This is a genomic window from Actinokineospora spheciospongiae (genome assembly GCF_000564855.1).
GTDB lineage: Bacteria > Actinomycetota > Actinomycetes > Mycobacteriales > Pseudonocardiaceae > Actinokineospora > Actinokineospora spheciospongiae.
Map to the genome: position 1 here is coordinate 1 of NZ_AYXG01000111.1, position 17,789 is coordinate 17,789.

The 17,789-nt window shown below is 72.1% G+C and carries 20 protein-coding genes; 10 read left to right on the forward strand and 10 right to left on the reverse strand.

Annotated features, from left to right (window positions below; translation table 11 throughout):
* Positions 1-199: 199 nt before the first annotated feature.
* The 4 genes from qcrB to ctaE all read right to left on the reverse strand — a co-directional run bounded on the left by qcrB (position 200) and on the right by ctaE (position 4,497).
* The gene (qcrB, locus tag UO65_RS15900; RefSeq protein WP_035283281.1) at positions 200-1,882 is read right to left on the reverse strand and encodes a cytochrome bc1 complex cytochrome b subunit; all 1,683 of its coding nucleotides are present in this window, start codon (positions 1,880-1,882) and stop codon (positions 200-202) included.
* Positions 1,879-3,015, reverse strand: a complete 1,137-nt coding sequence (gene qcrA, locus UO65_RS15905) for a cytochrome bc1 complex Rieske iron-sulfur subunit (protein ID WP_035283283.1) — start codon at positions 3,013-3,015, stop codon at positions 1,879-1,881. The genes qcrB and qcrA overlap by 4 nt, the downstream gene beginning before the upstream one ends.
* The gene (gene qcrC / locus UO65_RS15910) at positions 3,012-3,809 is read right to left on the reverse strand and encodes a cytochrome bc1 complex diheme cytochrome c subunit (protein ID WP_035283284.1); all 798 of its coding nucleotides are present in this window, start codon (positions 3,807-3,809) and stop codon (positions 3,012-3,014) included. Before qcrC ends, qcrA begins: the two co-directional genes overlap by 4 nt.
* Before the next feature lie 61 nt (positions 3,810-3,870).
* A complete protein-coding gene (gene ctaE / locus UO65_RS15915; protein WP_084175659.1) occupies positions 3,871-4,497 on the reverse strand; it encodes an aa3-type cytochrome oxidase subunit III in 627 nt (208 codons plus the stop codon).
* A gap of 105 nt (positions 4,498-4,602) precedes the next feature.
* Here ctaE and UO65_RS15920 point away from each other — a divergent pair, with 105 nt between their 5' ends.
* From UO65_RS15920 to trpD, 3 genes are read left to right on the forward strand one after another with little or no spacing between them, the layout of a single operon-like run.
* Positions 4,603-5,049 carry a hypothetical protein gene (locus UO65_RS15920; RefSeq protein ID WP_052021235.1) on the forward strand — a complete coding sequence of 149 codons (447 nt, stop codon included), beginning with the start codon at positions 4,603-4,605 and terminating at the stop codon, positions 5,047-5,049.
* A 17-nt stretch (positions 5,050-5,066) separates the two neighbouring features.
* Entirely contained in the window at positions 5,067-5,477 is a 411-nt protein-coding gene (locus tag UO65_RS15925) for a hypothetical protein (protein WP_035283285.1), read from the forward strand.
* Positions 5,478-5,491: 14 nt separating this feature from the next.
* Positions 5,492-6,562: an anthranilate phosphoribosyltransferase gene (gene trpD, locus UO65_RS15930; protein WP_233427609.1), complete on the forward strand. Its 1,071-nt coding sequence runs from the start codon at positions 5,492-5,494 to the stop codon at positions 6,560-6,562.
* Positions 6,563-6,628: 66 nt separating this feature from the next.
* Here the strand turns inward: trpD and UO65_RS15935 are convergent, their stop codons facing one another.
* Together UO65_RS15935 and ctaC are read right to left on the reverse strand one after the other, a co-directional pair.
* Positions 6,629-7,027: a cytochrome c oxidase subunit 4 gene (locus UO65_RS15935; protein WP_035283287.1), complete on the reverse strand. Its 399-nt coding sequence runs from the start codon at positions 7,025-7,027 to the stop codon at positions 6,629-6,631.
* 54 nt (positions 7,028-7,081) lie between these two features.
* Entirely contained in the window at positions 7,082-8,044 is a 963-nt protein-coding gene (gene ctaC, locus UO65_RS15940) for an aa3-type cytochrome oxidase subunit II (RefSeq protein WP_459166299.1), read from the reverse strand.
* A 325-nt stretch (positions 8,045-8,369) separates the two neighbouring features.
* Here ctaC and asnB point away from each other — a divergent pair, with 325 nt between their 5' ends.
* Positions 8,370-10,298: an asparagine synthase (glutamine-hydrolyzing) gene (gene asnB / locus UO65_RS15945; RefSeq protein WP_035283290.1), complete on the forward strand. Its 1,929-nt coding sequence runs from the start codon at positions 8,370-8,372 to the stop codon at positions 10,296-10,298.
* Positions 10,299-10,430: 132 nt separating this feature from the next.
* Here asnB and UO65_RS15950 read toward each other — a convergent pair whose 3' ends face one another.
* The gene (locus UO65_RS15950) at positions 10,431-11,363 is read right to left on the reverse strand and encodes a carbohydrate kinase family protein (protein WP_035283341.1); all 933 of its coding nucleotides are present in this window, start codon (positions 11,361-11,363) and stop codon (positions 10,431-10,433) included.
* A gap of 242 nt (positions 11,364-11,605) precedes the next feature.
* Here UO65_RS15950 and UO65_RS15955 point away from each other — a divergent pair, with 242 nt between their 5' ends.
* Positions 11,606-11,788 carry a hypothetical protein gene (locus tag UO65_RS15955; protein ID WP_035283292.1) on the forward strand — a complete coding sequence of 61 codons (183 nt, stop codon included), beginning with the start codon at positions 11,606-11,608 and terminating at the stop codon, positions 11,786-11,788.
* Positions 11,789-11,861: 73 nt separating this feature from the next.
* Here UO65_RS15955 and UO65_RS15960 read toward each other — a convergent pair whose 3' ends face one another.
* Together UO65_RS15960 and UO65_RS15965 are read right to left on the reverse strand one after the other, a co-directional pair.
* Entirely contained in the window at positions 11,862-12,224 is a 363-nt protein-coding gene (locus tag UO65_RS15960; protein WP_035283294.1) for a HesB/IscA family protein, read from the reverse strand.
* Positions 12,225-12,419: 195 nt separating this feature from the next.
* Positions 12,420-13,454, reverse strand: coding sequence for a glycerate kinase family protein (locus UO65_RS15965; protein ID WP_035283296.1), 1,035 nt, complete (start codon positions 13,452-13,454; stop codon positions 12,420-12,422).
* A gap of 43 nt (positions 13,455-13,497) precedes the next feature.
* Between UO65_RS15965 and UO65_RS15970 the strand changes: the two genes are divergently transcribed.
* Entirely contained in the window at positions 13,498-14,148 is a 651-nt protein-coding gene (locus UO65_RS15970; RefSeq protein ID WP_035283343.1) for a DUF3043 domain-containing protein, read from the forward strand.
* A 69-nt stretch (positions 14,149-14,217) separates the two neighbouring features.
* Positions 14,218-15,207 (forward strand): aldo/keto reductase family protein, encoded by a 990-nt coding sequence (locus tag UO65_RS15975; protein ID WP_035283297.1) that lies wholly within the window; start codon positions 14,218-14,220, stop codon positions 15,205-15,207.
* Positions 15,208-15,220: 13 nt separating this feature from the next.
* On the opposite strand, the gene UO65_RS15980 is transcribed toward UO65_RS15975, so the two are convergent.
* Positions 15,221-15,418, reverse strand: coding sequence for a hypothetical protein (locus UO65_RS15980; RefSeq protein ID WP_035283298.1), 198 nt, complete (start codon positions 15,416-15,418; stop codon positions 15,221-15,223).
* Here UO65_RS15980 and UO65_RS15985 point away from each other — a divergent pair.
* Genes UO65_RS15985 through cobS form a run of 3 tightly spaced genes read left to right on the forward strand, consistent with a single transcriptional unit; the run spans position 15,417 to position 17,786 of the window.
* Positions 15,417-15,977 carry a bifunctional adenosylcobinamide kinase/adenosylcobinamide-phosphate guanylyltransferase gene (locus tag UO65_RS15985; protein WP_035283299.1) on the forward strand — a complete coding sequence of 187 codons (561 nt, stop codon included), beginning with the start codon at positions 15,417-15,419 and terminating at the stop codon, positions 15,975-15,977. The genes UO65_RS15980 and UO65_RS15985 overlap by 2 nt on opposite strands.
* Positions 15,978-16,002: 25 nt before the next feature.
* Positions 16,003-17,079 carry a nicotinate-nucleotide--dimethylbenzimidazole phosphoribosyltransferase gene (gene cobT / locus UO65_RS15990; protein WP_035283300.1) on the forward strand — a complete coding sequence of 359 codons (1,077 nt, stop codon included), beginning with the start codon at positions 16,003-16,005 and terminating at the stop codon, positions 17,077-17,079.
* A complete protein-coding gene (cobS, locus tag UO65_RS15995) occupies positions 17,076-17,786 on the forward strand; it encodes an adenosylcobinamide-GDP ribazoletransferase (RefSeq protein ID WP_035283302.1) in 711 nt (236 codons plus the stop codon). The genes cobT and cobS overlap by 4 nt, the downstream gene beginning before the upstream one ends.
* Positions 17,787-17,789: the final 3 nt, after the last annotated feature.

The following is a 17,789-nucleotide window of genomic DNA, read 5'->3' on the forward strand; positions in this document are numbered from 1 at the left end:
CGGGGTGGCGCAGGCCGCGGTGGTGAGGATCAGGCAGATGGCCAGTGCACCGGCTTTTCCGCGGAAGTTGGCCCCGATCACCGCGGCAGGCTACCGCAACACCGTGGGCGGGCTGTTGCTCTGTTCGGCGCAACGGGCAGGAACGCGCCAGGGGCGGCACCCGGAATGGGTGCCGCCCCTGGCGGTGGTTCGCTCGCGACTACAGCTTGGCCGACGGGTCGTCCGTGGCCGTGTGCTGGCCGGTCTCGTTGCGGCCCGGTTCGATCTGGGCGTGGGCGTCGTGGCCGCCGTGCTGGGCCGCGCGGGCTCGGGCCAGGGCGATGGTCTCCTCCGGGGGGTCCGGGGTGAGCCAGGAGCCCTGGACGGGAGCACCGGCCGAGCCGAGCTTGTTCATCTTCTTCGGCACCGCCGCACCCTGGTACTCCAGCGGGATGGGGTGGCCGTGGTCGTCCACCGGGCCCAGGGGCTGGTGGACCTCGATGAACTCGCCGTGCGGGAGGCGCTTGATGATGCCGGTCTCGACGCCGTGTTCCAGCACCTCGCGGTCCGAGCGCTGCAGGCCCAGGCAGATCCGGTAGGTGATGTAGTAGGCGATCGGCGGGAGGATCAGCAGGCCGATGCGGCCCATCCAGGTGGTGGCGTTCAGCGAGATGTTGAACTTGTCCGCCAGGACGTCGTTGGCCGCCGACAGCAGGGACACCATGAAGTAGGTGATCGCCATCATGCCCAGGCTGGTGCGGACGGGGACGTCGCGCGGGCGCTGGAGCAGGTTGTGGTGGGCGTAGTCCTTGGTGAACTTGCGCTCGATCCACGGGTACATCATCGCGATGCCGCCCAGCAGCGGCAGGCCGAGGATGAACGGGAAGAAGGCCGCCGCGATCGTGTAGTTGCCCAGGTGGATCTCCCACGCGGGCCACAGGCGGATGAGGCCGTCGGTCCAGCCCATGTACCAGTCGGGGACCGTGCCCGCCGAGATGTGGGAGGCGTTGAACGGGCCGAAGTTCCAGATGGGGTTGATCTGGAACAGGCCGCCCAGCGCGGCGGTGACGCCGACGACGACCGCCATGAAGGCGCCGCCCTTGACCGCGAAGACCGGCATGATGCGGACGCCGACGACGTTGGTCTCCTTGCGGCGCACGCCGGGGAACTGGGTGTGCTTCTGGTACCAGACCAGGGCCAGGTGCAGGCCGATCAGCGCCAGCAGGATGGCCGGGATCAGCAGGATGTGCGCGGAGTAGAGCCGCGGCACGATGTCCTCGCCGGGGAACTCGCTGCCGAACAGCAGCCAGTGCACCCAGGTGCCCAGGACCGGGATCGACAGGATCAGGCCCGACATGATCCGCAGGCCCGCGCCGGAGAGCAGGTCGTCCGGCAGCGAGTAGCCCGCGAAGCCCTCGAGGGCGCCGATCAGGAACAGGTTGACGCCGATGACCCAGTTGACCTCGCGCGGGCGGCGGAAGGCGCCGGTGAAGAACACCCGGAACATGTGGGTGACCATCGCCGCCATGAACAGCAGGGCCGCCCAGTGGTGCATCTGCCGGGCGAAGAGGCCGCCGCGCACGTCGAAGGAGATGTTCAGCGCGGACTCGTAGGCCCGCGACATCTCCAGGCCGCGCAGGTTGGTGAAGGACCCCTGGTAGACGACCTCCTGCATGGAGGGGTCGAAGAACAGCGCCAGGTAGGTGCCCGTCAGCAGCAGCACGATGAAGCTGTAGAGGGCGATCTCACCGAGCAGGAAGGACCAGTGCGTCGGGAAGACCTTGTTCAGCTGCTTCCGCAGACCGGCCGCCGGGTGGTAGCGGTCGTCCGCCCACTTCGCCGCACCGCCCGCTGCGCGCAGCGCGGCGTTGTTGGGCTTGGTGGGAGATGTGATGGCGCTCATGACTTCCTCTCCCAAAAGGCAGGTCCCACGGGCTCGATGAAGTCCCTCAGTGCATAAAGGTAACCCGTCTTCTCATCGACTGCGATCGGGAGCTGGGCCAGCTTGCGCGTGGCCGGACCGAAGATGGGTTTCGCGTGGTTGAGCGCGTCGAACTGCGACTGGTGGCACGGGCACAGAATCCTGTTCGTGCGCTGCTCGTACAGGGAGGTCGGGCAGCCGAGGTGGCTGCAGATCTTCGTGTACGCGTAGTAGTCGCCGTAGTTGAAGTCCTCCTGGCCCTCGGCCTTGACCACGCGGGCCGCGTCCTGCGGGCGCAGGCGGATCAGCATGACCGGGTTGTCCGAGCGCTTGAGCGCCTTGGACAGGGCCTCGTGGTCGCCGCGCTCGGACTCGCGGAACGGGAACACCGTTTCCATGGCGCCCGCGTCCAGGTCGCCCGGCTTGACCAGGTCGACGACCTCGGGGTTGCCGGTGGCGCGGCGCAGGAAGACGCGCTCGCCGTCGTCGGACTTCCAGCCGGTGTGCCACAGCGAGTTCGGGGTGTCGGTCTGCGCCCACGGGTCGCGGACCAGGCCGCCGAGGGCGAACACGCCCACGCCCAGGCCCATGGCGCCCGCGCCGAGGCCCGCGGTGCGCTTGATCAGCGAGCGGCGGCCGATGGTGGAGCGGACACCGGCGTCGGCCAGGTGGGCGGCGAAGGTGGCCTTGTCGACCTCCGTCGAGCCGCCCTCGTGGCGCTGCTGGACCGCGACCTCGTGCGGGATGAACTTCTTGGTGTAGAGCAGGGCGGCCACGCCGATGGCGGCGACCGACAGGCCCAGGGTGGCGCCCAGCAGCGGGGTGTAGAGCGAGTACGCGAAGTACCCCTCCTGGTCGGGCGCCACGTAGGCCGAGGGCCAGGCGACGAAGACGACCACGAACGCCAGGCCCGCCAGGGCGGCGATCAGGAACCAGGCGGCGACCAGGCGCTCGGCGCGCTTCTCGGCGCGGGTGCCCTTGACCGGCCAGGGGTCCGGGTACTCGACGAGCTCGACGTCGTCGAGCTTCCCGCCGAGCCGGACGAGGTCTTCCCGCGACAGCTCCGCCAGCTCCGCTTCGCTCGGCAGCTTCTGCTCCGGGTCGGTCGAACTCATGACTTAGCCCCAATCCAGAGGGTCACGCCGACCAGCGCGGCGATCCCCACGATGAATGCGATCAGGCCCTCGGACTGCGGGCCGAGCCCGCCGAGCGCACTACCGCCGGGGTTGTTGTTCCCGTCGGTCACCGACTTGACGTAGGCGATGATGTCCTTCTTCTCCTCCGGCGTGAGCTGCCGGTCGGAGAACTTGGGCATGTTCTGCGGACCGGTCAGCATGGCCGCGTAGATCTCGGTCTCGGTGACCCCGTCCAGCGCGGGCGCGTACTTGCCCGAGGACAGCGCGCCGCCGCGGCCGGTGAAGTTGTGGCAGGAGGCGCAGTTGAGCCGGAACAGCTCGCCGCCGCGCGCCGGGTTCTCGCCGATGAGCTGCTCGCCGGGCACGTTGGGCAACTGGGTGCCGCCGCCGTGCGACTGGACGAACGCGCCGATCGCGTCGATCTCCTCGGGGGTCAGCTTCGCGGGCTTGCGCGGAACCTGGGCCTCCTGGCGGACCGCGGGCATCCGCCCGGTCGCCGTCTGGAAGTACACCGAGGCCTGCCCGATGCCGACCAGGCTGGGCCCGCGGTCCTGCACGCCCTCGAGGTTGGCGCCGTGGCAGGAGATGCAGGTGGTGTTGTAGATCTGCTCGCCCTTGCGCACCAGGGCGGCGTCGTCCTGGGCCTGGGCCACCGGCGGCGACGGGGCCAGCGCGGAGTAGGCGAGGCCGACCGACAGCAGGCCGAAGCCGAGGGCCAGGAGTCCGGCCAGGCGCCTGCGGAACTTGCCACGACTGCGTGGTTTCTTGGTCATTGAACGGCAACCCTTGCTGTCAGTGCGGGCTCGGCGGAGCTGTGGTGGTGAGCGGGGTCCGTCATGGCACGAGGTAGATGACGGCGAACAGGCCGATCCACACGACGTCGACGAAGTGCCAGTAGTACGAGACCACGATCGCCGAGGTGGCCTGGGCGGGGGTGAACTTGCTCAGCCTGGTCCGGACGAGCAGGTAGACGAAGGCGATGAGGCCGCCGATGACGTGCAGTCCGTGGAAGCCGGTGGTCAGGAAGAACACCGTGCCGAACGGTCCGGACGGGATCGTCAGGCCCTCGTGGACGAGGTTGTAGTACTCGTAGGCCTGGCCCGCGACGAAGATCGCCCCCATGACCAGGGTGGCCACGTACCACCGGCGCAGGCCGAACACGTCACCGCGCTCGGCGGCGAACACGCCGAGCTGGCAGGTGAACGACGAGAGCACCAGGATGATGGTGAACGGCAGCGCGTAGGGGACGTTCAGGTGGAACTCCTCCCCACCGGCCAGCGGCGGCGGCCACGCTTGGTCGCCGTTCTGCGCCTTGACGGTGAAGAACATGGCGAAGAGTCCGGCGAAGAACATCAGCTCGCTGGACAGCCACACGATGGTGCCGACGCTGACCATGTTCGGCCGGTTCAGCGAGTGCACACGCTGGCCAATGGAGGGCGCTGCTGCAGTCACGCGTCGCATTATGTCCTGCGACGACACGCCACGCCCGGGCGGGGCGCGAGTAGACCGCGTCACACCGCCGTCATCGCCGCGATATGAGCGCGGATGCGCAATTCGGGAGCCGAGATGTCTTTTCTGGACCGCGTCCGCGGCCTGTTCGGGCGCGCGGAGCCGCCGCCGCTGCCGGTCGACGACCCGGACCTGGTGGTCGTCGCCGGGAGCTTCGACCCGGCGGAGGCCGCCTCGTCGGTGCTGGCCGCCGCCGCGGGCTGGCGCGAGGGCGAGCAGGCGGTGCTGCGCCACCACCTGGAGCTGCCGCCGGAGCGGGCGGGCGAGGCGGCGGGGTTGATCGGTCAAGACGGCTACGAGCTGCGCGGTCCGGTCCCCGGGCCGGACGGGTCGACCCGGTTCCACGCCGTGCGGGCGCAGGTGGTGACGGCACTGGAGTGCGCGCGGGAGCGGTCGCGGATGGCGAGCCTGGCGCAGCGGCTGGGCGGGGACGCCCCGGGCTGGGACGTGTTGCAGCCCCGGCGGGGTGAGACCGATAACATCGCGGGGTCCGATCTGACCTGAGCCTGAGGACGTCGAGCATGAGCACTCAGCCCCTGAAGATCCTGGTGTTCAGCCACCGGCCCGAGGTGCGGGAGAGCATCGTCACAGCCGTGGGCAGGCGACCGGCCGCGGACGTGGGCCGGGTGGTCTTCGTCGAGGTGGGCACCGTGTCCGACGTGCTGATGGAGATGGACGGCGGCGACATCGACCTGGCGATCCTCGACGGCGAGGCGCAGCCGACCGGCGGCATCGGCCTGTGCAGGCAGCTCAAGGATGAGATCGCCGACTGTCCCCCGATCGTGATCGCGGTGCGCCGCAAGGACGACCGCTGGCTGGCGACCTGGTCGCGCGCCGAGGCGGTGCTGGTGCACCCGCTCGACCCGCTGACCGCCGCCGAGACCGTGGCCGACGTGCTGCGCTCGCAGCGCCTGCCCGTCGTCCGCGGCTGAGCGGGTCGGTCCCCGTGGTCATCCCGGTCCCCACCGGCCAGCCGCCCTCGTGGCCGGGCCTGCTCAACCGCCTGATCGAACGCGCCGACCTCACCGAGGCGGACACCACGTGGGCGATGGGCCAGATCATGTCCGGCAGCGCCACCCCGGCGCAGATCGCCGGGTTCGCCGTCGCGCTGCGGGCCAAGGGCGAGACGCCGCAGGAGATCGCGGGCATGGCCGCGGGCATGCTGGCGCACGCCCGGCTGGTGCACGTCGACGGGCACGCGGTGGACGTCGTCGGCACCGGCGGCGACCAGGCGCACACCGTGAACATCTCCACCATGGCCGCGATCACCGCCGCCGCGGCCGGGGTGCCGGTGGTCAAGCACGGCAACCGGGCCGCGTCCTCGCAGTGCGGCACGGCCGACGTGCTGGAGGAGCTGGGGGTGGCGATCGAGCTGTCGCCGGACGCGGTGGCCACCTGCGTGCGCGAGGTGGGCATCGGCTTCTGCTTCGCCGCGGTGTTCCACCCGGCGTTCCGGGTCACCGGCCCGCCGCGCCGCGAGCTGGGCATCCCCACGGTGTTCAACGTGCTGGGCCCGCTGACGAACCCGGCGAAGCCGACCGCGGGCCTGGTGGGCTGCGCGAACCTGCGGATGGCGCCGCTGGTGGCGGAGGTGTTCGCCGGGCGCGGCGCGAGCGTGCTGGTGGTGCGCGGCGAGGACAACCTGGACGAGATCACCACGACGACCACGACGCGGGCCTGGGTGGTCTCCGGCGGGGTCGTGCGCGAGGAGCGGATCGACCCGGCGCGGTTGGGCGTCTCCCCCGCCACCCCGGCCGACCTGCGCGGTGGTGACGCGGCGTTCAACGCCGCGGTGGTGCGGGACCTGGTGGCGGGCAAGCCGGGGCCGGTGCGCGACGCGGTGCTGCTGAACGCGGCCGGGGCGATCGCGGCGTTCCGCGGCTTCACCGGGGACCTGCACGCGGACTTGGAGGCGGGTCTGGGGCAGGCCGCGCACGCGCTGGACTCCGGTGCGGGGGCGACGCTGCTGGACCGCTGGACGGCGACGTCGCGCAGGCTGGCCGCCAAGGAAGCCTGAGACCACGAACGAGAAGAGGCTCCACCCGATCGGATCGGGTGGAGCCTCTTGTCGTGTCTGCTGTGGTTACTCGGCGTCGGGCCGGGTGTGGTACTCGAACACCAGGCCACCGACGGTGAAGAGCACCAGGACGACGGCGATCACCAGGAGCCACACCTGCCAGAACGCCATGGCGAAGCCCGCGAGCGCGGCGGAGGCGGCCACCGCCACCGGCCAGTAGCTGCCAGGGGAGAAGAAGCCCAGCTCACCGGCGCCGTCGCTGACCTCGGCGTCCGGGTTGTCCTCCGGGCGCTGCTCCAGCCGCCGGGCGATGAAGTGGAAGTAGGAACCCACGATCAGCGACAGCCCGCCGGTCAGGATGAGGGCCACCGTTCCCACCGCCTCGCCCGCCCACAGGCCGTAGACGATCGCGGAGAGAAAGAAGAAGCCGGTCGTGACGTCGAAGAGCCTGGCTTCGACCTTCATGGTGTCCTCGCATTCACCTGTCGTACCGCCGTCGTGTCCATCGGGGCCCGCGTCCTAGTTGGACGCGGTGCGCACGGTGCGGTCGGTGTTGAACGGCTTGGTGGTCACCGCGGTCGGGGTGCACAGCTCGCCGCAGTTCATCTGCGCCAGCGCCTCACCCGCGGTGTAGTTCTTGTTCGTCTTCGGGTTGGTCTGCCCGCGCAGCCGCATGTACTGGTCGAACAGGTCCGGGGTGATCGCCCGGACCTCGAAGTTCATGACCGCGTGGTAGGTGCCGCACAGCTCGGCGCAGCGGCCCACGAAGGACCCGGTCTGGTCGATCGAGTTCTGGAAGGTGTAGTCCTGCTCGTTCTTCTCCGGCATGGGGAAGACGTCCCGCTTGAACAGGAACTCCGGGACGAAGAACGAGTGGATGACGTCGCGGGAGCGCAGGTTGTACTGGATGGTGCGGTCGGTGGGCAGCACCAGCAGCGGGATCTCGGCGCTGCTGCCGACGGTGCGCACCTTGTCGTCCTCGCTCGGCTGCACCAACTGACCGGACTCGGTCTTGTAGGAGTTGTAGCCGAACTCCCAGTTCCACTGGAAGGCGAGCACGTCGACGGTGACGTCGGGCTCCTTCTCCGCCTGCACGTAGTTCTGCGTCGTGGCGGTGAAGTAGAAGAGCACGACCACGATGACGACCGGGATGCCGGTGTAGATCAGCTCCAGGAAGTGGTTGTACTGGAACTGCTTGGGCAGCTTGTCGCCGCGCTTGCGGTGCGCGACCACCGGCCACATGATCAGCGCCCAGGTGATGAGGCCGATGACCAGGGCGGCGACGACCGACCAGGTCCAGAACTCGCGCATCCGGTCGGCCTGCGGCGTGACGCCCTCGGGCCAGCCGAAGCGCAGGACCTGCTCGGTGGAGCACCCGGAGGCGCCGAGCACGACCAGCAGCATCAGGCCGGCGAGCTTGGCAGGCCGTCCGAGCGGCGTGCGGTTCCCGTGCCCTGCGGCACCGGAGGCAGGTGTGCCCACTGCGCGACTCCTCCTCGAGGCGATCTTCCCGTGACCTCCGCGACGGGCGGGTGCTCACCGCTGGGGCAGCGGCGATCCACGCTCGTCTGGAGCCATGCGGAGCCTAGCCCAGCGACCGGGGCCACACCCTGCGAGGGGTGAGCGGATGTCGGTCACACTTCGGGGCGGGCACGACCTTGTCACCCGCGCGCAACCCCGCCCGGCATACTGGCGTCTCCGCTGAGGAGCCGCCGCCGCGACGAAGCTGTCCCGGCGACGCGGCCTGACCGCCCGGCTCCCCACCGGGCGGCTTCCCCCGGCTCGACACGAGAGGTGCGCGAGAAGCGTGTGCGGTCTGCTTGGCCTGGTCTGCCCTTCGGAGATGGACGCCGCCGCGGCCCGCGGGGCCGTCGGTGCCGCGATGCGCTGCCAGCGGCACCGCGGCCCGGACGAGAGCGGGACCTGGACCGGCGGTGAGGCCGTCTTCGGCTTCAACCGCCTGGCGATGATCGACCTGGAGCACTCGCACCAGCCGCTGGTGTGGGGTCCGCCGGAGGCTCCGGGCCGCTACACCCTGCTGTTCAACGGCGAGATCTACAACTACCTGGAGCTGCGCGCGGAGCTGGCGGAGCGGCACGGTGCGCGGTTCAGCACGGACGGCGACTCGGAGACGATCGTCGCCGCCTACCACCACCTCGGCGACGCCGCGGTCACCCGGCTGCGCGGCATGTTCGCGTTCCTGATCTGGGACTCCCAGCGCCAGGTCCTCTTCGGCGCGCGCGACCCGTTCGGCATCAAGCCGCTGTTCTACGCGGTGGGCCCAGGCGGGGTGGCGTTCTCCAGCGAGAAGAAGTCGATCCTGGAGCTGGCGCCGGTCATCGGCGTGCGGCAGGAACTGGACCGCCGGGCGTTGCAGCACTACCTGACGCTCCAGTACGTGCCCGAGCCCGCCACGATGCACACCCAGGTCCACCGGGTGGAGTCCGGGCACTCGTTCACGCTGGTCCCCGGTGAGGAGCCGGTGATCCGGCGGTACTGGACGCCCCGGTTCGCCCCGACCCCGGTGCACGGCCAGGCCGAGGCGGACGCGCTGCACGACCGCATCGCCGACGTGCTCAGCGACTCGGTGCGGGTGCACATGCGCGCGGACGTGACAGTGGGGTCGTTCCTGTCCGGCGGCATCGACTCCACCGCGATCGCCGCGCTGGCCCGCAGGCACAACCCGGACCTGGTGACCTTCACCACCGGGTTCGAGCGGCAGGGGTACTCCGAGATCGACGTGGCCGCCGAGTCGGCCGCCGCGATCGGGGTCAAGCACGTGGTCCGCACGGTGTCGGCGGACGACATGATGTCCGCGCTGCCGCTGATCGTGTGGTACCTGGACGACCCGGTGGCCGACCCGGCGCTGGTGCCGCTGTGGTTCATCGCCCGCGAGGCCCGCAAGCACGTGAAGGTGGTGCTGTCCGGCGAGGGCGCGGACGAGCTGTTCGGCGGGTACACGATCTACCGGGAGCCGCTGTCGCTGGCGCCGTTCGAGCGGGTGCCGGGGGCGCTGCGCAAGATCATGGGCAAGGTGTCGACGAAGATCCCGGAGGGCACCCGCGGCAAGGACCTGCTGCGGCGCGGTGCGCTGTCGCTGGAGGACCGCTACTACGGCAACGCCCGGATCTTCCGGGAGGACCAGTTGCAGCAGGTGCTGCGGACCTACGACCCCCGGGTGGGTCACCGGGACGTCACCGCCGCCGCGTACCGGGAGTCGGCGGCGCTGGACCCGGTGACCCGGATGCAGCACGTGGACCTCTACACCTGGCTGCGCGGGGACATCCTGGTCAAGGCCGACAAGGTGACCATGGCGAACTCGCTGGAGCTGCGGGTGCCGTTCCTGGACCCCGAGGTGTTCAAGGTGGCGGCGACCGTGCCGCTGGAGCAGAAGATCACCAAGGAGACCACGAAGTACGCGCTGCGGCAGGCGATGCGCCGGATCGTCCCGGAGCACGTGCTCAACCGGCGCAAGCTGGGGTTCCCGGTGCCGATCCGGATCTGGCTGCGGTCGGAGATGTACGACTGGGCCCGCGACATCGTGCTCCAGTCGCAGACCGACGCGCTGATCGACAAGAACGCGGTGCTGCGGCTGCTGGAGGAGCACCGGGCCGGGACGCTGGACCACTCGCGGCGGATCTGGGCGCTGCTGGTGTTCATGCTGTGGCACGGGATCTTCATCGAGCGCCGGATCGCGCCGGTGGTGCCCGAGCCGCGCTACCCGGTCAAGCTCTGAGCGTCTTCTCGCGCTGACGGCCGCCCCTGTCCGGGGGCGGCCGTCGGCGTTGTGCGGTCTTCCCGGGACGGTCCACCCCGGACAGCCGCGAGCCCCGGCCGGGTGGTGCCGGGCCGGGGCTCGCGGTCGTGGTCAGGGCAGGATCGGGGCGATCTCCGCCGCGGCCTCGGGGCCGAAGGCGTCGCTGAGGCGGGCGAGGGCCGCCTCCTTGCCGAAGGTCCACTCCTGGGTGCCGACGGTCTCCAGCACCAGGGTGGCGATGAGCGAGCCGAGCTGCGCGGCGCGCTCGAGGCCCAGGCCCTGGGTGATGGCGGCGACGAAGCCCGCGCGGAAGCCGTCGCCGACGCCGGTGGGGTCGACCTTGGCGGTCTCCGGGACGGCGCTGACGGTGAGGCTGGTGCCGTCCTTGCGGACGATCTCCACGCCCTTGGCGCCGAGGGTGGTGACGCGCAGGCCGACCTTCTCCATGACCTCCTGGTCGGACCAGCCGGTCTTCTGCCGCAGCAGCTCCCACTCGTAGTCGTTGGTGAACAGGTAGTCCGCGCCGGTGACGAAGTCGCGGATCTGCGCGCCGTCCATGCGGGCCATCTGCTGGGAGGGGTCGACGGCGAAGGCGTAGCCGCGCTGGCGGCACTCCTGGGCGTGGCGGAGCATGCCCTCCGGGTCGTCCGGGCCGATCAGGACCAGGTCGAGCTTGCCCGCCTTGGCCTCGATCGGGTGCAGCTCGATCTGCCGGGACTCCGACATGGCGCCCGCGTAGAACGAGGCGATCTGGTTCATCTCGTCGTCGGTGGTGCAGACGAAGCGGGCGGTGTGGGCGACCTCGGAGACGTGCACGCCCGCGCAGTCGACCCCGTGCCGCTCCAGCCAGGAGCGGTAGTCGGCGAAGTCCGCCCCGACCGCGCCGACCAGGATCGGCGAGCAGCCGAGGACGCCCAGGCCGAAGGCGATGTTGGCGCCGATGCCGCCGCGGCGGACCACCAGGTCGTCGACGAGGAAGCTCAGCGACACCTTGTGGAGCTGCTCGGCGACGAGCTGCTCGGAGAACTTCCCCGGGAAGTGCATCAGGTTGTCGGTGGCGATACTTCCGGAGACTGCGACGGGCACGAGGCCTCTCCCTGTGTGGGTGGTCGACGCCCGAGGGGTCGACGGGGCGTGGGGTCTGATTCGATCAACCGGCGATCGAGATTCGATCAGCCCGCGCTCGTGCGGGCAACCACCGGTCGGGGTAGTCGTCGACCATTCGGCCCAACACTACTGGTCGGTACCCCTGGGAAGTGACGTTGATTACGTTTACCGTGCAGGGCATGAGCACTCCAGAAGCGGACACCATGGCCGAGCTGATCGCGGACTGCGCGGACCTGCCGACCGGCCTCACCGTCGACCCGGAGCTCGTCTCCGCGGGCATCCCGGCCGCCAGGGCGGCGGCGGCGTGGTGGGTCTCCGAGGCCAACGCGGCCCAGGTCATCGACCTCGACGAGTACGTGTAACCGCGCTGACCGCACGCCAAGAGGGCCACGATCCCAGGATCGTGGCCCTCTTGGCGCGTGGGTGCTCCCGGACTCAGTGGAACGAGTCACCGCAGGCGCAGCTACCGCCCGCGTTCGGGTTGTCGATGGTGAAGCCCTGCTTCTCGATGGTGTCGACGAAGTCGATCACGGCGCCGTCGACGTACGGGGCGCTCATCCGGTCCACGGCGACCTTGAGGCCGTCGTAGTCGCGGAACAGGTCGCCGTCGAGGGTGCGCTCGTCGAAGAAGAGCTGGTAGCGCAGGCCAGCGCAGCCGCCGGGCTGCACGGCGATGCGCAGGTGCATGTCGTCGCGGCCCTCCTGGTCGAGCAGCGCCTTGGCCTTGGTGGCGGCCTCGGCGGACAGCTTGACACCGTGGGTCGCCGCTTCGGTGCCGTTCTCCTGGGCGGTCGTCATGGTTCTCCCTTGGCTGGTCCTACGCCGGTGGCGGACCCGGACGGGGTCCTCGATCGGGACAACAGACGCAGGCGTGGATTTTGTTCCCGCCCCATGGTGACACAGCCGGGCGGGCAGCGGACGCGCACTGCGTCACGCCCCGTGCCACCTCTCGGCCGGTCCCCCACCACATCGTCGCGGCTCGCCCACCAACGGTCACCGCCACTGCCGGGCCACGTGCTCGGCCAGGTCGGCGAGGGTGCCCGCCGGATCGGCCAGGGCCGCGGCCACCGACCCGGCGTGCTCGGCGGCGGAGTGCGCCTCGGTCACCCCCGCCGACGCCGCCTGCCTGCGCCCGACCGACACCTGACCGGCCAGCACCAGGCACGGCACGCCGCGCTCGGCCGCGGCCCCGGCCACCGCGGTGACCAGCTTGCCGCGCAGCGACTGCCAGTCGAAGCTGCCCTCGCCGGTGACCGCGAGCCCGGCGCGGGCCACGGCGGCGGCCAGGCCGGTGGCCCCGGCGACCAGACCCGCCCCGGAGGTCACCTCGGCGCCCAGGGCCAGCAGCGCGAAGCCCAGGCCGCCCGCCGCCCCGGCGCCGGGGTGCCCGCGCGGGTCGCGGCCGGTGCGGGCGGCCAGCTCATCGGCCCACCCGGCCAGCCGGGCCTCCAGGCGGGCCACCGCGGCCGGGTCGGCGCCCTTCTGCGGGCCGAACACCGCCGCCGCGCCGTGCGGGCCGAGCAGGGGGTTCTCCACGTCCGCCGCGGCCACCAGGCGCACCCCGGACAGGTCGAGCGCGCCGAGTCCGTCGATGAGCCCCGCTCCCCCGTCCGTGGTCGCCGAACCGCCGAGGCCGACCACGACCCGTCGCGCACCCGCCGTGACGGCGGCGGCCACCAGCTCGCCGACCCCGCGGGTGGTGGTCGTCTCGCACACCCCGGCGCGGCGGTCGGCGGGCACCAGGTGCAGGCCTGCGGCCTCGGCGGACTCCAGGTAGGCGGTCTCCCCCACCAGCAGCCAGGAAGCGTCGACCAGGTCGCCCAGGGGGCCGCTGACCTGCACTTGGTGGACCTCGCCGCCCAGGGCGCCGTGCAGCACGGGGACGAAACCGGGGCCGCCGTCGGCCAGCGGGCGCAGCAGCAGTTCGTGCGCCGGAGCACCCCGGCGCCAGCCCGCGGCGATCGCCTCGGCGGCGGCCCGGGAGGTCAGGGTGCCCCCGAAACCGTCGGGCGCGATGACGACCAGCACGGGCGCAGCGTATCCACCGAGCGGGTTGTCATACCCTGTGCAGGTGAGGTTCCTCCGTCGCACCAGCGCAGACAGCCCCGAAGCCGAACAGGTGGAGGAGGCTGCCGTGACCGTGGGCGACACCACCAAGGCCCGCACCCCCGGCAAGGGCAGGCCGACCCCCAAGCGGCGCGAGGCCGAGGGCCGCAGGCGCGGCCCGGTGGCGCCGCCGCCGAAGACCACCCGCGAGGCCATGCGCCGCGCCCGCGGCAGCAAGGAGGAGCGCGCCGAGCTGGCCGCCCAGCGCAAGCTCCAGCGCATCGAGCAGCGCAAGCGGATGAACGAGGGCGACGACCGCTACCTGATGCCGCGCGACCGCGGCCCGGTCAAGGCCTACATCCGCGACCTGGTGGACTCCCGGCGCAACCTGCTGGGGCTGTTCATGCCGCTGGCGGTGGTGGTGTTCCTGTCGCTGCTGGTGCCCTCGCTGGCGATCCAGCAGTACGCGACGCTGGCCTGCCTGCTGATGCTGGTCGCCATGGTCGTCGAGGGCGTGCTCAACGGCCGCCGGATCGCCAAGCGGGTGCGGGCGAAGTTCCCGAAGGACACCAGCCGCGGCTTCTCCATCGGCTGGTACGGGTTCGTGCGCGCCACCCAGCTCCGCAAGCTGCGCGTGCCCAAGCCCCGGGTGCGCGCGGGCGACGCCGTCGCCTAGACCGCCCCGGCTGCTCTGTCCACTCTCAACAGTTAGCACAACGAAGCACCTCGGATTAGGCTCGTTCCCATGGAACACCGCCGCCTGGGCCGCAGTGGCCTCAACGTCTCCGAGATCTCCTACGGCAACTGGCTGACCCACGGCTCGCAGGTCGAGGAGGACGCCGCGCAGGCCTGCGTGCGCGCCGCCCTCGACGCGGGCATCACCACCTTCGACACCGCCGACGTCTACGCCAACACCAAGGCCGAGTCGGTCCTCGGCCGCGCCCTCAAGGGGCAGCGGCGCGAGGGCCTGGAGATCTTCACCAAGGTCTTCTGGCCGACCGGTCCCGGCGGCCCCAACGACAAGGGCCTGGGCCGCAAGCACGTCATGGAGTCCGCGCACGCCTCCCTGCAGCGGCTCGGCACCGACTACCTCGACCTCTACCAGGCGCACCGGTTCGACCGGAGCACGCCGCTGGAGGAGACCATGCTCGCCTTCGCCGACCTGGTGCGGCAGGGCAAGGTCCTCTACATCGGCGTCTCGGAGTGGACCGCGGACCAGATCACCCGGGGCGCGGCGCTGGCCCGGGAGCTGAACGTGCCGTTCATCTCCAACCAGCCGCAGTACTCGATGCTGTGGCGGGTCATCGAGAAGCAGGTCGTGCCCACCTCCGAGCGGGAGGGCCTGGGCCAGGTCGTGTGGTCGCCGATCGCGCAGGGCGTGCTGACCGGCAAGTACGCGCCGGGGGCCGAGCCGCCCGCCGGGTCCCGGGCGACCGACGAGACCGGCGGCAAGAACATGATCTCCCGCTGGCTGCGCGACGACGTGCTCACCGCCGTGCAGCAGCTCAAGCCGCTGGCCGAGCAGGCCGGGCTGAGCATGGCGCAGCTCGCGGTGGCGTGGGTCTTGCAGAACTCCAACGTCGCCTCGGCGATCATCGGCGCGTCCCGCCCGGAGCAGGTCGTCGACAACGCCGCCGCGGCGGGCAGGAAGCTCGACGCCGACCTGCTCAAGGCGATCGACGGCGTGCTCGCCGACGTGGTGGTCACGGACCCGTCGCTGACCGTCAGCCCCTGAGCCGCACCCGCGGTCAGGGGGTGCGCAGGCCCATCGGGCCGTAGACCTCGGTCTCCCCGTCGAGCAGGGTCACCTGCTCGACGCCGGATTCCAGCAGGTCCGGCCAGGTGGTGCTGAACCAGTCCTCGGCCTCGGCCTGGTCGTCGAAGGTGACGGCCGGGCCGGGGACGGGGCCGCCGGTGGTGTCCTCGTAGCGCCAACTGAAGCTCATGCCCGGGACGGTAGCGTGCCCGGACGTGAAGACGCTGGTGCTGGGCGGGGCCCGGTCGGGCAAGTCCGCGCACGCCGAGGGCCTGCTCCCGGCCGACGGCCCGGCCACCTACCTGGCCACCGCCCGCCGGGTGCCGGGCGACGCGGAGTGGGACGCGCGGATCGCCACCCACGTCGACCGCAGGCCCGCCACCTGGCGCACGGTGGAGGTCCCGGACACCGAGTCCCTGGTCGCCGCCCTGTCCACGGCCCGCGCCGACGACCCGCCGCTGCTGCTCGACGACGTGGCGACCTGGCTCACCGGTGCCCTCGACGACGCCGCGGCCTGGACCGAACCGGGGGTCACGGTGGCGGCCGAGCGGGCGCGGCTGGTGGAGGCGGTCGCCGCGTGCGCGGCGCCGCTGGTGGTGGTGTCGGCCGAGGTCGGGCTGGGTGTGGTTCCCGCGACCCGTTCTGGCAGGCTCTTCCGCGACGAACTCGGCGCGGTCAACGCGTCCCTGGCCGAGGTGAGCACCGAGGTGCTGCTGCTGGTCGCGGGCCTGCCGCTGCGGCTGCGCTGACGCTGAACCCCTCGGAGGCACCCCGGTGAGCACCGACTTCCCGCACGTGACCGCGCCGGACGCGACCGCCCGCCGCGAGGCCGTCGCCCGGCACGAGCGGCTGACCAAGCCGCAGGGCTCGCTGGGGCGGCTGGAGGAGCTCGGGGTGTGGGTGGCGGCCTGCCAGGGCCAGTGCCCGCCGAAGCCGTTCGCCCGGCCCAGGGTGGTCGTGTTCGCCGGTGACCACGGGGTCGCCGCGCACGGGGTCTCGGCGTTCCCGAGCGAGGTCACCGGCCAGATGGTGGCGAACTTCCTCACCGGGGGCGCGGCGGTCAACGTGCTGGCCTCGGTCGCCGGGGCGACCGTGCGGGTGGTGGACCTGTCGGTCGACACCGACGGCGCCGGGCTGCCCGAGCAGGTCACCGCGCACAAGGTCCGCCGCTCGTCCGGGTCGGTCGACCGCGAGGACGCCCTGTCCGACGCCGAGGTGCGCGCGGCGATCACCGCCGGTCGCGCGATCGCCGACGAGGAGGTCGACAGCGGGGCGGACCTGCTGGTCGCCGGTGACATGGGCATCGGCAACACCACCCCCGCCTCGGTGCTGATCGCCGCGCTGACCGGCGCGGAGCCGGTGGCCGTGGTCGGCCGCGGCACCGGCATCGACGACCGGGGGTGGATGCGCAAGGCGGTGGCCGTCCGCGACGGCCTGCGCCGGGCCCGCCGGGTCTCGGGCGACCCGGTGGCGCTGCTGCGCGCCGCCTCGGGCGCGGACATCGCGGCCATGGCCGCGTTCCTGGCGCAGGCCGCCGTGCGCCGGACACCGGTGGTCCTCGACGGGTTGATCAGCGCGGCGGCGGCGCTGGTCGCCGAGGAACTGGCGCCGGGCGCGTCGGCGTGGTGGGTCGCCGGGCACCGGTCGGTGGAACCCGCGCACACCCTCGCCCTGGAACAGCTCGACCTCACGCCGCTGCTGGAACTGGACCTGCGGCTGGGCGAGGGGTCCGGCGCGCTCGCCGCGCTGCCCCTGGTCTCCATGGCGACCCGCGTCCTGGCCGAGATGGCGACCTTCGAGGACGCGGGGGTCAGCGGGCGCGACACCCCGCTGCCGACCGACGCCGGATGATCGGTCTGCGGCTGGCCCTGTCCTGGCTGACCGTGCTGCCGCTGCACGTGGAGTCGGTGGACACCCGGGCGGCCCGCTCGGCGATCGCGGTGGCACCCGTGGTCGGCGCCCTGCTCGGGCTGTTGGCCGCCGGGGTGCTGTGGCTGCCGTTCCCGCCGCTGCTCGCGGGGGTGCTGGCGGTGGGCGTGCTGGCGCTGGCGACCCGGGGGATGCACCTGGACGGGCTGGCGGACACCGCGGACGGGCTCGGCTGCTACGGGCCGCCGGAGCGGGCGCTGGCGGTCATGAAGGGCGGTGACGTCGGGCCGTTCGGGGTGGTGGCGCTGATCGTCGTGCTGGGGGTCGAGGCGGTGGCGCTGCCGTCGGTGCCGTGGGCGGGGGTCGTGCTCGCGCTGGCGGCCGGGCGGACGGCGTTCGGGGCGTGCTGCGTGCGCGGGGTCCCGGCGGCGCGGCCGGACGGGTTGGGCGCGCTGGTCGCCGGGACGCAGCCGTGGTGGGTGCCCGCGGGGTGGGCGGTGCTGCTGGCCGCCGCGGGGCTGGTGGCGGTGGGGCCGAGGGCGGCGGTGGGGGTGGTGGTCGCGGCGGCGGTGGTGGCGCTGCTGGTGGCGCACACGCGGCGCCGCTTCGGCGGGGTCACCGGGGACGTGCTGGGCGCGGCCTGCGAACTGGCCACGGCGGTCGTGCTGGCCGCGTGCACGCTGAGCTGAGCG